We start from the raw sequence: 13,786 nt of genomic DNA on the forward strand, positions 1-13,786 counted from the left end.
GCATGCCCCTTTTTGACCTCCCGCTAGGCGAACTCCGCGGCTACACCTCCGACGTGACGCCGCCGGAGGACTTCCGCGAATTCTGGGACACCACCATCGAGGAGGCACGGGCCTTTCCGCTGGGTGCGTCCTTCGAACCGGTGGAGAACTACCTGTCCGTCATCGATACCTTCGATGTGACCTTCGCCGGCTACGGGGGCGCCGCCATCAAGGGATGGCTGCACCTTCCCGCCAACAGGGCCGCCGGAACCAGGCTGCCGGTAGTGGTGCAGTATGTGGGCTACTCAGGCGGCCGGGGGCTGGTGAACCAGGACACGAAGTGGGCGCAGGCAGGCTACGCCCACTTCATCATGGACACCCGCGGCCAGGGCTACGGCGGCACCCTGGGCGATACCCCCGACCCCCACCCTTCCGCCGGAGAAGTGGCGCATGCGGGCCTCATGACCAGGGGCGCGGGCAGCCGGGAGGACTACTACTACCGCCGGGTATACGTGGATGCCTTCCGTGCCGTGGAAGCGGCCCAAGGCCACCCGGAGATCGACCCGGCACGGGTGGTCCTCGCCGGCGTCAGCCAGGGCGGCGGCATCGTGGTGGCCGTGGCCGGGCTGGCGGCTGGCAGGCTCGACGGCGTAGTGGCGGCACTGCCGGACGTTCCGTTCCTGCAGGACTTTCCCCGCGCCGTCGACATCACGCCGCGCGGCCCGTATCCGGAGATCGCGGCTTTCCTGGCCCGGCACCGGGACAGGTATGAACCGATGCTCGCGGTCCTACGGTATTTCGACGGCGTCAACCTCGCCCGCTGGGCCACCGCGCCGGCCTTGTACTCCGCTGCCCAGATGGACGATATCTGCCCGCCGTCCACCGTCTTCGCCAGCTTCAATGCCTACGGCACCGGTGCCGCGGATTCATCCGGAACCGGAGCGGACAAGGACATCGAGGTCTACCGGTTTAACAACCACGAAGGCGGCCAGGAACACCACTGGATCAGGCAATTGCTGTTTCTGCGCAAAATTTTGGGGTAAGTTTCTTCCTGCGGGCTGGCTGAGAAAGCGGTTTCTCGTCGCGGCGGACAAGGAAGCAATGAAGAAACTCAGCAAGCTCAGCGTTCTCGGCTACGGTGCGGGCGATGCGGCCAACAGCATGATCATCAGTACCGGAAACATGTTCCTGCTCGTCTATTACACGGACGTTGCGGGGATCGGGGCAGCGGCCGCTGGAACATTGCTGCTGGTTGCGCGGGTCTTTAACGCCTTCACCGACATAGCGGCCGGCCGCATCGTGGACCGTGTGCCAAGCAAGCGGTGGGGAAAGTTCCGCCCGTTCCTGATGTTCGGCTTCATTCCCCTGCTGCTGAGCGTGGCGGTGTTCCATGTTCCCGACGTCGATCCGTCCCTGAAGCTTCTGTACGCCTACTGCACCTACGCCCTGGTGTGTGTCGCCTACAGCATGGTCAACGTCCCTTACGGGTGCCTGGTGGGGGCCATGACCCAAGACGCCAAAGAACGCGCCAGGCTCGGTGGAGCCCGAACCATCGGTGGCCTCTCGGTTGGCGCCACCCTTGGCTTTTTCATTGCACCGCTCCTCGGTGCCGGGCAGGACATGCAGCAGATCTTCACCTGGCTGACGATCACTTTCGCCGTCGTTGGTTCACTGCTCTATTGCTTCACAGGCCTAGTATGCGTTGAGCGGGTCCCCGGCAGCGTCCCCAAGATCACCCTTCGCCAGAGCGTTGCAGCCCTCAAGGCAAATTCCCCGCTGGTGATCCTCTGCGTGAGTTCCGTCCTTTTCGTCACCGGAACCTCTGCCACCGGCGCGTCCCAGTTCTATTACCTCCGCGATGTCCTCTCCCGGGTGGACCTTTTCCCGGTCATGGCCGCCGCCCAAGTGGTGATCACGCTGACGCTGGCCGTCCTGATGCCGCTTCCGGTCGCCCGATGGGGCAAGCGGGCTGTTTACAGCGTTGGCGGCGCATTCGGGGCGGCGGGCGGCGTGCTGGTCTTCCTAGCCCCCGCTGACACTCCATTGCTCGGCCTGGCGGGCCTCATCCTGGGGCTCCTTGCGTCGGCCTGCGTCAGCATCGTGACCTGGGCCCTGATCGCCGACACCGTGGAATACGGTGAGTGGAAAACGGGAGTCCGGGTCCAGGGAATCAACTACGCGCTCCTGGCCGCCACCCGGAAACTTGGCATGGGATTCGGGGCCGCCGTCGTTGCCTTCTCGCTCGCCTGGGGCGGCTACGTTTCGGGTACTGCGGAGCAGTCTGAGGCTGCCACCCTGGCCATCAGGGCGGCGGCAGGGCTGCTGCCGGGGGCCCTGGTGCTGGCCTCCGTCGGGATCATGTACTGGTACCGCCTGACCGACCAGAAACACGCGGAGCTGGTGGCAAGCCTGGCGCGTGATGCGACGTAACAGTTTGCGGCCACGGCGGCCCGCCGTTATGGTTCATGGCATGACAAACCGTTGGTATGCGTATTTTTCGTTGGCTCTGGAGGGGCCCGCGTCTAACTGACACGCATCCAACTTTCCTTCAGAGCCAACAGGGCAGAGATTATTCTCTGCCCTTCGCCGTTTCTCCGGCGGGTTCTGATCTGGGCCCGCTTCATATCTGGAACAGGACCCGAACATGAGCACCGCGACAGCCCCCGCAAACACCACCGCCGGCAACCCCCATGGTGAAGCCGCGGCAAAATCCACCTCTAACCTGCGCGTCAGTGAGTTCACTGCGCTGCCCACGCCCTCTGAACTCATCGCGGAGCTGCCGCTGGACGCCCGGGTGGCGGACGTCGTCGAACGCGGACGTGACGAAGTCCGCGCCATCATGGACGGTGTGGATGACCGCCTGCTGGTGATCGTGGGACCGTGCTCCATCCACGATCCGAAGGCCGGGCTGGAGTACGCACGGCGGCTGGTCAGCCAGGCCGAAAAGCACAAGGAAGACCTGCTCATCGTGATGCGGACCTACTTCGAAAAGCCCCGCACCACCGTCGGCTGGAAGGGCCTGATCAACGATCCCCGCCTGGACGGCAGCCACGACATGGTCACCGGCCTCCGGACCGCCCGGCACTTCCTGCAGCAGGTCACCGCGCTCGGGCTCCCCACCGCCACCGAATTCCTGGAGCCGATCAGCCCGCAGTACATGGCGGACCTCATCTCCTGGGGCGCCATCGGGGCCCGCACCACCGAGAGCCAGATCCACCGGCAGCTCGCCTCCGGGCTCTCCATGCCCATCGGTTTCAAGAACGGGACCGACGGCGACCTGCAGGTGGCCATCGACGCCTGCGGGGCTGCCGGCGCAGCCCAGGCCTTCCTCGGCATCGATGGCGACGGCCGGGCGGCGCTGGTTGCAACCGCGGGAAACCCCGACACCCACGTGATCCTCCGGGGCGGGCGCAAGGGCCCCAACTACTCAGCTGCCGACGTCGAGGCAGCCTCCGCCAAGCTGGCAGCCAAGCACCTTAACCCGCGCCTCATCGTTGACGCCAGCCACGCCAACAGCGGCAAGAGCCACCACCGCCAGGCAGAAGTGGCGCTGGAGATCGGTGCGCAGCTGGAAGACGGCGGCGCTTCCGCGCAGGCAATTGCCGGCGTCATGCTGGAAAGCTTCCTGGTGGGCGGCGCGCAGAACCTCGATGTTGCGGAACACGAGGCCGGCCGCTCGGAGCTGGTGTACGGGCAGAGCGTGACCGATGCCTGCATGGACTGGGACGTTTCGGTCTCGGTGCTGGACCAGCTCGCCGCTTCCGCCCGCAAGCGCAGGAGGTAGGCCCCCACAGTGGGGGTGCAAATAGGGGGACCCTGCTACTTTCACATCGGCCACAGGAGCATCTAGAGTATCTAGAAGGTGGTTGGTGGATGGCTCAGCATCGGAAACACCGCATTGGCACGTACCTGGGGTCACTGTTGTCCATCCGTCAGCAAAGGAAAATAGGGAAATGTCGGCAGAACAGAACTTCTCCAACGCGAAGTTCCTGACCGTGGCAGAAGTAGCCCAGGTCATGCGCGTCTCCAAAATGACCGTCTACCGGCTGGTCCACTCCGGCGACATGCCGGCAGTGCGTTTCGGCCGCTCCTACCGGGTGCCTGAAGCCGCCGTGGACCAGTACCTCAAGGGTGCTGTGGTGGACGGCCACACCGAAACCGCCTGAGTCCTTTCGTCGCAATCGCCGTGTTTTCGCCGGTCGGGGCCGCACCGGTCAGAAGCGGCTCCGGATAAGCGGTACCCTGTTAAGGAACGTTTTACGTCATTGTAAGAATCTGTCAGTTGTTCAGTTCGTAGCTCTGTCCACGAACACTTTTCCATCAGACAGGTACTGCATCTAGTTTGTAAGGAACTTTCGTGGGTTCAGTTATTAAGAAGCGTCGCAAGCGTATGGCCAAGAAGAAGCACCGCAAGCTGCTTCGCAAGACTCGTCACCAGCGCCGCAACAAGAAGTAGAGATACTTCGAACAGCGTGGAAATGCCCGTCGCCTTCCGAGGCGGCGGGCATTTTGTTTTGTCCGGGTACCCGCCTGGAGATGCTATGCCCGAGGGCCGCGGATGCGGGCGAAGCCTTTCCAGAGGCCGTAGACGGCGCCGCCGGCAGTGGCTGCCTTGAGGCCGAAGGTGGCTGCGCGGCGGCCTGCCCGGAAGTCGTAGACGGGCCAGTTGTTGTCGCGGGCGTGGCGCCGGAGGCGGGCGTCCGGGTTGATGGCCACCGGATGGCCCACCAGGGTCAGCAGAGGGATGTCGTTGTAGGAGTCGCTGTAGGCCCAACAGCGCTTCAGGTCCAACTCCTCCGCGTCCGCTACTGCCTGGACAGCCACTGCTTTCGCGGAGCCGTGCAGGATGTCTCCCACCAGGCGGCCGGTATACATGCCCCCCGAAATCTCCCCGACCGTCCCCAAGGCTCCGGTGAGTCCCAGCCTGGTGGAGATCACCGTGGCAACTTCGATGGGAGTCGCAGTGACAAGCCACACCCGCCGGCCGACCCGCAGGTGCTGCTCGGCCAGGGCCTTAGCGCCAGGCCAGATCCGGGAGGCGATCATCTCGTCGTAGACCTCTTCGCCGAGGGCCTTGATGTCGTCAACCGTGATGCCGGCAGCCAAGGTAAGCGCGGAGTCGCGGACGGCGTGGACGTCATCCATGTTTTCGCCGCGGGCCACGAACTTGAACTGCTTCCAAGCGAACCCGGCTGCCTGGGCCATGGTGAAGGCTCCGCGCTGGTGCATCTTGCGGGCAACATGGAAAAGGCTGGCGCCGCGCATGAGGGTGTTGTCCACGTCGAAGAACGCCGCCTCGCCGGGTTGCGGCGCCGCAACCGGCTTGGTGACTACGGCGACGTACTTCTCCTCGGGCATGAAGTTGAGTCTAGTCAATCCAGTCGGTGGACATGGTCGGCGTCGCGGGTCCCAGCCAACGGGGCTACGGTTAAGTCATGGCAACACCGAGCGTCGTCCTGATCACCAAAGCTGACTGCCACCTTTGCGAAGAGGCGCGCGACGCCGTCGGGCGGGTTACTGCCTCCCTGGGGCTTGGGTGGACGGAAGAGTTGGTGGACCACCAGCCGGAACTGCGGGAACGTTATGCCGAGGAAATCCCGGTAGTGCTGGTGGACGGCGTGCAGCGCGACTTCTGGAAGATCGATGAGGTCCGGCTGGAACGCGTGCTTCAGCGGGCGTTGGCCGAGTAGGGGAGCAGCACCGGTGACCGCACGCGCTTTGTGGCTGGCTGCTTTGTTGGCATCGGCCGGGGGGCTCTAGAGTGGAGTCACAACGCGATGCGAGGGAGGGGCTGGTGGCTTCGCTGGATTCAACTCCCCAGGCTGTCCCGGATCTTCCGGGGACCACGGACACGCCAGCCAAACAGATTCCGCCCGCAGCGGTGGCCCGGCTGACGCTCTACCTGCGTGCCCTGAACACCCTGCTGGCCGAGGGAGTGGAGCGCGTCTCCTCCGAATCCCTCGCCGAAGCCTCGGGCGTCAGTTCCGCCACGCTCCGCAAGGACCTGTCCCACGTGGGCTCCTACGGTACCCGCGGCGTTGGCTACGAAGTCCAGTACCTGAGCCGGCACATCGCTGCGGCACTCGGGCTGACGCACGACTGGAAGGTAGCCATCGTTGGTGCCGGCAATCTCGGCAAGGCTTTGGCACGGTACGGCGGGTTCGAATCCCGCGGGTTCGACGTCGTAGCCATTTTTGACGCCGACCAGATGGTGGTGGGCAATGAGGTGGGGTGGCTGCGTGTCAGCGATGTGGCCGACCTGGAAACAGTGCTCCACCGTACCGGGGCGAATATGGTGGTGCTGGCGCTGCCGGCGGCCGTGGCGCAGGATGTCTGCGACCGTGTGGTTGCTGCCGGGGTCCGCAGTGTCCTGAGTTTCGCCCCCGTGATGCTCCAGGTGCCGGAGGGAGTCAACCTCCGTAAAGTGGACATGGCCACTGAACTGCAGATCCTGGCCTACCACGCACAACGGGCGCAGGCCCCGGGGCAAACCGCCTAGTTTTCAGGCGGTTCCGGGACCCACGCCCGCAGGTGTGGGAAGTGCGTAAAACTTACCGGCCGTAGGGGTTGCCCAGGCCGCCACCGTAAGGGTTGGCGAAGGGCTGCTGCTTCCGGAAGTACGGGGCAGCCGCCGGCAGGTACAGCAGGACGATGGCGGCGATCCCCAGGAGCGTGCCGATGGTTCCAATGCTGGGAGGACCGAAGAGGCCGACGATGGACAGTGCAGCGAACACGGTGCCCAGGATGCGGGCCCAGTTCTTGCCCTTGCGGATGAAGAAGGCCACCAGCAGGTAAAGCCCTGCGCCGAGGATGGCGAAGACCACCAGGGTGCCGGCGATGACGCCCTTGATGTCCTCGTACGTGACGCCCGCTCCGCTGCCTTCCATCTGCTGCTCAAAGGTCTGGCGGAATACCGGGTCGTCCAGTTGGGTGAGCCCGGTGAGCATGGAGATAACGAAGATTGCGGCCGAGGCGATCAGCAGCCAGAACGAGATGTTGACCAGCTGCGGCACTCCGTTGCTGCCCGTGGGCTGCGGCTGCTCCGAGGGGTACTGCGCGTACGGGGACTGGCCGTAAGGCTGCTGTCCAAACGGCTGCTGGCCAAAGCCCGGAGCCTGCGGCGGGTTCTGGCCATACTGCGGAGAGTTCTGGCCGTACTGCGGAGCGCCTGACTGTGGAGCATTCTGGCCGTACTGTGGAGCGTTCTGGCCGTACTGCGGGGCGTTTTCCCCGTAGCGCGGCTGCTGGTTGCCCTGCTCGGGATCGTTGGGCACGGGAGGCGGGACGGGAGGATTACTCATGAGCTGTCCTTTGGCGTGGCGGGTTCTGGTAGGCTGCCGGGTTTCGGTCCTGTGCCCTACCCCCAGCATGGCTTAAGTCCACCGTACCCCCGGACCGGCAGCTTATGAGTCATTCCTGGGAGGTATTCCGCCCCTGTTCGGCCCTTGCCCGGCGATACCTTGCCGGCCGCTGTTCCCCTGCGCCGCAAACCAGGCCTGCGCGTTCGGCAGCCAGAGCAATACTGTTGCCGCGAGGCTGATCAGGAAGCCCGCCCAGTTGCCGCCTTGGCCAACACGCATGGCCAGGTTGACCAGCGCCAGGACCAGGGTGATGCCCGTCAGGACTGTCAGGGCGAGCCGTGCCCACTGCTTCCCCTCTTTCATCTTGAGGGCAAGGATGATCTGCGCGGCTCCCACTGCCGCCGCCAGCAGCATCAGCAACAGAACCAGCGCGGCCGCAGCAGGCGCCGCGGCGAAAAGCACCAGCGAGGCAAGCATGCCCAGCAGTCCGCCCAGGAGGCCGAGGATGCCGCCCAGGAACCAGATCCAGAACGAGACCTTGAGCTCCGTGGGAAGTCCCGCCACCGAGAACATGGCGGCGAAACCGTTGCGGGGCTTTGCACTGTCAAAGTTGCTCATGGCCATCACTGTAGCCCCGCCCCGACGGCGGCACAGCGTGGCTCGGTGCACAGGGACTGCCCCTGCGCAACGAGCCACGGCTTCACTGCAGCGCCGGGACGGCGAACGCCATCAACGACAGAACCCCATTAACGACAGAACCCGGCACCGGCGCGACGGCCGGTGCCGGGGTTCCGGCGGAAAGAATGACTACGCTGCGGGAGCGATGAAGGCGAGTTCGAGGTTGATGGCAACCTTGTCGCTCACCAGCACGCCGCCGGTCTCGAGGACAGCGTTCCAGGTCAGGCCGAAGTCCTTGCGGCTGATGGTGGTTTCAGCGGAGACGCCGGCGCGGGTGTTGCCGAACGGGTCCACGGCCACGCCGTTGAACTCGGTGTCCAGGGTGACCGGGCGGGTGACACCCTTGATGGTCAGGTCGCCGGTCAGTTCGTAGCTGTTGCCCTTGGCCACCAGGCCGTTGGAGACGAAGGACATTTCGGGGAACTTCTCCACATCGAAGAAGTCTTCGCCCTTGACGTGGCCGTCGCGGTTCGCATCGCCGGAGTCGAAGCTGGCGGTGTTGATGGTGGCGTTGATCCGGGATTCTGCCACGTCCTGGCCGAGTTCCAGGGTTGCTGCTGCTTCCTTGAACTGGCCGCGGACCTTGCTGATGCCTGCGTGGCGGACGGTGAAGCCGATCTCGCTGTGGGAGTTGTCGAGGGTCCAGGTGCCGGTGGTGACGTCTGCGGGAAGTGCCATGATGTTGCTCCTTTGGGTGTTACCTGTTGACGGTCGTGCCGTTGAACTTTCATCTGTTGAAGTCTCAACTAACTGCTGCATCTACTATAAACATGCATATGCATCTTTTGTTCCCGCCTTCGGAACATTTCTTCATAAATTTCAGTTCTACTGGATGTAGAAGATTTCGGATCGAACGCCATCTTTGAGAAACTGGTAAACATGCCCCAAGCCACTGTCCATCTGCTCCGCCACGGCGAGGTCCATAATCCTGCCGGCGTTTTGTACGGAAGGCTGCCCGAATTCCACCTCTCCGAGCTGGGGCAGGAGATGGCACGCACCCTCGCCGAGCACTTCCGGCAGCGCGCCGAAAACGGGGCCCGTATCACCTACCTGGCCGCCTCGCCACTGGACCGCGCGCAGGAAACTGCCCGGCCGACGTCGGAAGCCCTGCATCTGCACATCCACACGGAGGAGCGGATCATCGAGGCGGAGAACTACTTTGAGGGCATGAAGGTCAGCAAGGCGGAACTGCGCAGGCCCAAGCACTGGCCGCGGCTGGTTAACCCCCTCCGGCCCTCCTGGGGCGAGCCGTACAAGCAGCAGGCGGCAAGGGTTATGGCAGCGGCGCAGGAGGCGCGCCTCCGCGCCATCGAGCTGGCCGACGGCGACTTCGGAACAGAGGGGCCCGAAGCGATCATGGTCAGCCACCAGCTTCCCATCTGGGCCACCCGCCTGAGCGCGGAAGGCAAGCCCCTGTGGCACGATCCGCGAAAGCGTGAGTGCACCCTGACCTCCATCACGTCGCTGGTGTTCGACGACGACGGCACACTGGTGCGCGTCGCGTACAGCGAACCCGCGGCGTCCCTTCTGCCCGGTGCAGCCAGCACCCCTGGAGCCTAGAAGTGTCTGACAGTTTTATCGAAAAGGGCCGGCCCGGCCTGCCCATCACGTCCCGCCGCAGCGTCCTTGCTGCCGGCGGCCTCGCGTTGACCGCGCTGACCCTGGGCCTTTCGGCGTGTGCCCAGGAAGATGCCCTCGCGGAGCAGGCAAGGGCCGGGGACAACAAGAACTATGTGGCCGGCGACGGGTCTGTCACCGAGTTTGCGGCGGGCGATCGGAAGTCCGCCCTCCAGATCAACGGCAGGCTGTTCAACGGAACCACTGTTGCCCCCGCTGACTTCCAGGGCAAGGTCACTGTCCTGAACTTCTGGTTCGCCGCCTGCGCCCCCTGCCGGGTTGAGGCGCCCATCCTCGAAGAGCTGCACCAGGAGTTCAAGCCCCAGGGCGTGCAGTTCTTCGGCGTCAACCTTCGGGACGAGAAGGCCACCGCGGAAGCCTTCGACAAGTCCTTCAACCTGACGTACCCCAGCTTTGACGACAAGGACGGCGGGGTCCTGCTGGCTGTTTCCGGCCTGGTTCCTCCCGGCGCAGTTCCCACAACCCTCGTGCTGGACAAGCAAGGGCGCGTGGCGTCACGCGTCCTTGGCGAAATCCAGAGGGGCACCCTGAAAGCCCTTATCGCTGCCGCCGTGGCTGAGTAGCGCGGACACCATGAACAGCCCCTTTGCCGAAGCCATCCTCAACGGCTCGCTCCTCCTCGCCATTCCGGTAGCGCTGCTGGCCGGACTGGTCTCCTTCCTGTCCCCATGCGTCCTGCCGCTGGTTCCCGGCTACCTGGGATACGTCACGGGCCTGTCGGGCGTGGACCTGGAGAAGCAGAAGCGCGGACGGATGCTGATGGGAATCGGGCTGTTCGTGCTGGGCTTCTCCGTGATCTTCGTTCTCCTCGGCGGCGCGTTCGGCCAGCTGGGCACCCTGGTCACCGGCTCGCAGAATGCCTGGATTACGCAGGTCCTGGGCCTCCTGGTGATCGTTATGGGCGTGGTGTTTATGGGCGGTTTCAGCTGGTTGCAGCGGGACGCCAAAATCCACGCCAGGCCACCGGCCGGGCTGTGGGGGGCGCCGCTCCTGGGCCTCACGTTCGGCCTTGGCTGGGCACCGTGCATCGGCCCCACCTACTCCGCGGTCCAGCTCCTGAGCCTTTCCGGCGGCTCGTCCGCCGCCAAGGGCGCGTTCCTTGCCTTCGTCTACAGCCTCGGCCTGGGGATCCCCTTCCTGCTCATTGCGCTGGCGCTTCGGCGGGGGATGGGTGTCATGGCGTTCTTCCGCAAGCACCGGCTGGCGATCCAGCGCATTGGCGGCGGCATCCTGGTGGTCCTCGGGCTGCTCATGGCCAGTGGCGTCTGGGGCACCTGGGTGACCGGGCTGCAGTACTGGTTCCAAACCGATGTGAAGTTGCCGATCTGATGAGCGAGCGCGTGAACGTAGACAAGAAGTCGTCCGATCCGGTGGCCGGCGCCAAGCTGTTAGAGGCCAAGGCGGAAGCGGCGCTGCCTGCACTGGGACCCATGGGCATGCTCCGCTGGGCCTGGACCCAGCTGACCAGCATGCGTACAGCGCTGTTCCTGTTGCTGCTCCTCGCCGTGGCGGCAGTCCCGGGCTCGCTGTTCCCGCAGCGTCCGGCCAACCCGTCCGTGGTCACCCAGTACATTAAGGACAACCCGGACTACGGCAAGCTGCTGGACACCCTGCAGCTGTACGACGTGTACTCCTCGGCCTGGTTCTCGGCCATCTACCTGCTGCTGTTCATCTCCCTCATCGGCTGTGTGGTGCCCCGCGCCATCGCGCACTACAAGGCGATGCGCTCCCAGCCCCCGCGGACCCCCAAGCGCCTGTCCCGCCTCCCCGAGTACGGCACGCTTGTCATTCCGTCCGACGCCGGGATCCCGGCGTCGAGCGCCATCACCACTGCCGCGGCGGTGCTGAAGAAGCGCGGCTACCGCGTGGACGTCCGGGACAGCGGCGGCGAGCGTCCGTCGCTGGGCGCTGAGCGGGGCTTCACGAAGGAAGTGGGGAACCTGGTGTTCCACACGTCGTTGATCGGGGTGCTGGTATCCGTAGCCATCGGTGGATTGTTCGGCTACAGCGGCCAGCGGATTTTGGTGGAGGGTGACACTTTCGTGAACACCTTGGTGGGCTACGACCAGTTCACGCCCGGCACCAACTTCGAGTCCGGCCAGCTCCAGCCCTACTCCGTCCAGCTGGACAAGTTCGACATCACCTTCGACCGCGAGTCGGAGGGCAAGTTCGGCCAGCCCATCGACTTCTCCGCCGCGGTGACCACCAAGGAGAACCCGGACGCGCCGGCGCAGAAGGAAATCCTGAAGGTCAACGATCCCATTACCCTGGGCGGCACCAGCATCTACCTCACCGGCAACGGGTACGCCCCCGTGGTGACCATCCGGGACGGCGACGGAAACGTGGCCATGCAGGGGCCGGTGGTGGCCAAGCTGCAGGGGGACAACTACTACTCCTCAGTGGTCATCAAGGTTCCCGACGCCAAGCCGGACCAGCTGGGCTTCGCCGGCTTCTTCCTGCCCACGGCCTTCGTCTCGAACGAGGGTGTCTCCTTCAGCGGCGACCCCGACCTCTTCAACCCCCAGCTGACCCTGAACTCCTACTACGGCGACCTGGGCCTGGACGACGGTGCCCCGCAGAACGTCTTCGAGCTGGATGTGCAGGCCCTGACTCCGCTCAACGCGAGGAACCTGGACGCCGGCGGCATCACCCTGGCCCCCGGCAGCAGCTACACGCTGCCGGACGGCAAGGGCACCATCAGCTTCGACGGCGTGAAGCGGTACATCGGCGTGGACATCCACCACAACCCCGGCCAGCTGTACGCCCTGATTTTCGCGCTCCTCGCGGTGGCCGGGCTCATCCTCTCGCTCTACGTCAACCGCCGCCGCGTCTGGGTCCGCACCGGTACCCACGCCGACGGCCGCACGATGGTGGAGTACGGGCTCCTGGCCCGCGGTGAGGACCACCGCCTCGCCGCCGAGGCCGAAGCCGTCCGGAAGCTGCTGTCCGGGGAATGGCAGCTGGATGCAGATGCAGCCGGGCCCGAATCCTCACAGCAAACGTCCAGCCCGAAGCAGGACAATGACCCGGGCGCTGCCACCACTCCAGGCTCAGTCACCACCCCAGCAGGCCCCACCGGGCCCGAAAAGGACCAGTAATGCCGTACGGAATCAACGAAACCATGGGCCAGTACAGTGAGCTCTTTATGCTGCTCGCTGCAGGCACGTACACGGTGGCCTTCATCGCTTTCGCCTGGGACCTGGCCAAGAGCAGCAAGGCCCTGCGCGCCATCGACCTCAAAGCCGCACAGGCGGAAGACCCGGCCCGGGTGCCGGTAGGGGCCCGTGCGGGAGACCGCAGCGAGTCGCACCTCGCCGGGCCGGCGGGCAGGGCTGAACGGCCGTCGTCGTCCGCTGCCTTGCCGGCCGGCAACGGGGCCGGTGGCGCCATCACCGCCGACGCCGACATGAAGTACGCGGCCGAACGGCGCGCTCCCGCCCGGGTGGCGGTAGCCCTGACGGTCCTGGGTGCGCTGATCCATGGCGCCGGCGTGCTGACCCGTGCGCTGGGCGCCGGCCGGGTGCCCTGGGGCAACATGTACGAGTTCCTCACTACTGGCGCATTCGTTGCCGTGGCCGTGTTCCTGCTGGTCCTGGTCCGCCGGGACCTGCGCTTCCTCGGCACGTTTGTGGTGGGCCTGGTGATCATTATGCTGGTGGCCGCTTCCGTGGCGTACTGGACTCCCGTTGGCCACCTGGTTCCCGCCCTGCAGAGCTACTGGCTGATCATCCACGTGTCCATCGCCGTGCTTTCCTCAGCGCTTTTTACCCTGACGTTCGCGATGTCCGCGCTCCAGCTCGTCCAGGCACGACGACTAAAGACCGTTGCAGCCGGCGGTACGGACAAGCTGGGCTTTATGCGCCTGGTGCCGTCAGCGCTCAGCCTTGAGAACCTGTCGTACCGCATCAACGCGATCGCGTTCATCGGCTGGACCTTCACCCTGATGTTCGGTGCCATCTGGGCCGAGAAGGCCTGGGGCCGCTTCTGGGGCTGGGACACCAAAGAAGTGTGGACGTTCGTCATCTGGGTTGTTTATGCCGGCTACCTCCACGCCCGCGCAACCCGCGGCTGGACGGGCACGCGGGCGGCGTGGCTGTCCATCGTTGGCTACCTCTGCGTAATCTTCAACTTCACCATCGTGAACCAGTTCTTCAACGGACTTCACTCGTATTCCGGCCTCTGAGCAGGGG

At 65.0% G+C, this 13,786-nt stretch carries 16 protein-coding genes; 12 read left to right on the forward strand and 4 right to left on the reverse strand.

What is annotated here, in order from left to right:
• The first annotated feature begins 2 nt into the window (after positions 1–2).
• From M1D32_RS04235 to M1D32_RS04255, 5 genes are all read left to right on the forward strand, one after another.
• The gene (locus M1D32_RS04235) at positions 3–1,022 is read left to right on the forward strand and encodes an acetylxylan esterase (RefSeq protein ID WP_458781093.1); all 1,020 of its coding nucleotides are present in this window, start codon (positions 3–5) and stop codon (positions 1,020–1,022) included.
• Between the two features lie 58 nt (positions 1,023–1,080).
• Positions 1,081–2,409: a glycoside-pentoside-hexuronide (GPH):cation symporter gene (locus M1D32_RS04240; RefSeq protein ID WP_458781094.1), complete on the forward strand. Its 1,329-nt coding sequence runs from the start codon at positions 1,081–1,083 to the stop codon at positions 2,407–2,409.
• 214 nt (positions 2,410–2,623) lie between these two features.
• A complete protein-coding gene (locus tag M1D32_RS04245) occupies positions 2,624–3,763 on the forward strand; it encodes a 3-deoxy-7-phosphoheptulonate synthase (protein ID WP_458781095.1) in 1,140 nt (379 codons plus the stop codon).
• A 169-nt stretch (positions 3,764–3,932) separates the two neighbouring features.
• Positions 3,933–4,145, forward strand: a complete 213-nt coding sequence (locus M1D32_RS04250; protein WP_458781096.1) for a helix-turn-helix domain-containing protein — start codon at positions 3,933–3,935, stop codon at positions 4,143–4,145.
• 191 nt (positions 4,146–4,336) lie between these two features.
• Positions 4,337–4,435: a 30S ribosomal protein bS22 gene (locus tag M1D32_RS04255; RefSeq protein ID WP_003792170.1), complete on the forward strand. Its 99-nt coding sequence runs from the start codon at positions 4,337–4,339 to the stop codon at positions 4,433–4,435.
• An 83-nt stretch (positions 4,436–4,518) separates the two neighbouring features.
• Here the strand turns inward: M1D32_RS04255 and M1D32_RS04260 are convergent, their stop codons facing one another.
• Positions 4,519–5,337: an HAD family hydrolase gene (locus M1D32_RS04260; protein ID WP_458781097.1), complete on the reverse strand. Its 819-nt coding sequence runs from the start codon at positions 5,335–5,337 to the stop codon at positions 4,519–4,521.
• Positions 5,338–5,414: 77 nt separating this feature from the next.
• Between M1D32_RS04260 and M1D32_RS04265 the strand changes: the two genes are divergently transcribed.
• Both M1D32_RS04265 and M1D32_RS04270 read left to right on the forward strand, forming a co-directional pair.
• Complete coding sequence (locus tag M1D32_RS04265) at positions 5,415–5,669, forward strand: glutaredoxin family protein (RefSeq protein WP_458781098.1); 255 nt, start codon at positions 5,415–5,417, stop codon at positions 5,667–5,669.
• A 104-nt stretch (positions 5,670–5,773) separates the two neighbouring features.
• Entirely contained in the window at positions 5,774–6,478 is a 705-nt protein-coding gene (locus M1D32_RS04270; protein WP_458781099.1) for a redox-sensing transcriptional repressor Rex, read from the forward strand.
• A 52-nt stretch (positions 6,479–6,530) separates the two neighbouring features.
• Here M1D32_RS04270 and M1D32_RS04275 read toward each other — a convergent pair whose 3' ends face one another.
• The 3 genes from M1D32_RS04275 to M1D32_RS04285 all read right to left on the reverse strand — a co-directional run bounded on the left by M1D32_RS04275 (position 6,531) and on the right by M1D32_RS04285 (position 8,636).
• Entirely contained in the window at positions 6,531–7,280 is a 750-nt protein-coding gene (locus M1D32_RS04275; RefSeq protein WP_458781100.1) for a hypothetical protein, read from the reverse strand.
• A gap of 102 nt (positions 7,281–7,382) precedes the next feature.
• A complete protein-coding gene (locus M1D32_RS04280; protein ID WP_458781101.1) occupies positions 7,383–7,898 on the reverse strand; it encodes a hypothetical protein in 516 nt (171 codons plus the stop codon).
• Between the two features lie 189 nt (positions 7,899–8,087).
• Complete coding sequence (locus M1D32_RS04285; protein ID WP_458781102.1) at positions 8,088–8,636, reverse strand: YceI family protein; 549 nt, start codon at positions 8,634–8,636, stop codon at positions 8,088–8,090.
• Between the two features lie 201 nt (positions 8,637–8,837).
• On the opposite strand from M1D32_RS04285, the gene M1D32_RS04290 reads away from it, so the two are divergent.
• The 5 genes from M1D32_RS04290 to ccsB are packed head-to-tail and all read left to right on the forward strand — an operon-like array spanning position 8,838 to position 13,779.
• Entirely contained in the window at positions 8,838–9,518 is a 681-nt protein-coding gene (locus M1D32_RS04290; protein ID WP_458781103.1) for a histidine phosphatase family protein, read from the forward strand.
• 38 nt (positions 9,519–9,556) lie between these two features.
• Positions 9,557–10,159, forward strand: a complete 603-nt coding sequence (locus M1D32_RS04295; RefSeq protein WP_458782100.1) for a TlpA family protein disulfide reductase — start codon at positions 9,557–9,559, stop codon at positions 10,157–10,159.
• 10 nt (positions 10,160–10,169) lie between these two features.
• Positions 10,170–10,925, forward strand: coding sequence for a cytochrome c biogenesis CcdA family protein (locus M1D32_RS04300; protein ID WP_458781104.1), 756 nt, complete (start codon positions 10,170–10,172; stop codon positions 10,923–10,925).
• Positions 10,925–12,694 (forward strand): cytochrome c biogenesis protein ResB, encoded by a 1,770-nt coding sequence (resB, locus tag M1D32_RS04305; RefSeq protein ID WP_458781105.1) that lies wholly within the window; start codon positions 10,925–10,927, stop codon positions 12,692–12,694. The genes M1D32_RS04300 and resB overlap by 1 nt, the downstream gene beginning before the upstream one ends.
• A complete protein-coding gene (gene ccsB / locus M1D32_RS04310; protein WP_458781106.1) occupies positions 12,694–13,779 on the forward strand; it encodes a c-type cytochrome biogenesis protein CcsB in 1,086 nt (361 codons plus the stop codon). The genes resB and ccsB overlap by 1 nt, the downstream gene beginning before the upstream one ends.
• Positions 13,780–13,786: the final 7 nt, after the last annotated feature.

Source organism: Arthrobacter sp. D3-16 (assembly GCF_054408515.1).

Excerpts from the sequence above, each read along its gene's own strand:
- M1D32_RS04235 (WP_458781093.1), top strand. The coding sequence starts at position 3 with ATGCCCCTTTTTGACCTCCCGCTAGGCGAACTCCGCGGCTACACCTCC.
- M1D32_RS04240 (WP_458781094.1), top strand. The coding sequence starts at position 1,081 with ATGAAGAAACTCAGCAAGCTCAGCGTTCTCGGCTACGGTGCGGGCGAT.
- M1D32_RS04245 (WP_458781095.1), top strand. The coding sequence starts at position 2,624 with ATGAGCACCGCGACAGCCCCCGCAAACACCACCGCCGGCAACCCCCAT.
- M1D32_RS04250 (WP_458781096.1), top strand. The coding sequence starts at position 3,933 with ATGTCGGCAGAACAGAACTTCTCCAACGCGAAGTTCCTGACCGTGGCA.
- M1D32_RS04260 (WP_458781097.1), bottom strand. The coding sequence starts at position 5,337 with ATGCCCGAGGAGAAGTACGTCGCCGTAGTCACCAAGCCGGTTGCGGCG.
- M1D32_RS04265 (WP_458781098.1), top strand. The coding sequence starts at position 5,415 with ATGGCAACACCGAGCGTCGTCCTGATCACCAAAGCTGACTGCCACCTT.
- M1D32_RS04275 (WP_458781100.1), bottom strand. The coding sequence starts at position 7,280 with ATGAGTAATCCTCCCGTCCCGCCTCCCGTGCCCAACGATCCCGAGCAG.
- M1D32_RS04280 (WP_458781101.1), bottom strand. The coding sequence starts at position 7,898 with ATGAGCAACTTTGACAGTGCAAAGCCCCGCAACGGTTTCGCCGCCATG.
- M1D32_RS04285 (WP_458781102.1), bottom strand. The coding sequence starts at position 8,636 with ATGGCACTTCCCGCAGACGTCACCACCGGCACCTGGACCCTCGACAAC.
- M1D32_RS04290 (WP_458781103.1), top strand. The coding sequence starts at position 8,838 with ATGCCCCAAGCCACTGTCCATCTGCTCCGCCACGGCGAGGTCCATAAT.
- M1D32_RS04300 (WP_458781104.1), top strand. The coding sequence starts at position 10,170 with ATGAACAGCCCCTTTGCCGAAGCCATCCTCAACGGCTCGCTCCTCCTC.
- resB (WP_458781105.1), top strand. The coding sequence starts at position 10,925 with ATGAGCGAGCGCGTGAACGTAGACAAGAAGTCGTCCGATCCGGTGGCC.
- ccsB (WP_458781106.1), top strand. The coding sequence starts at position 12,694 with ATGCCGTACGGAATCAACGAAACCATGGGCCAGTACAGTGAGCTCTTT.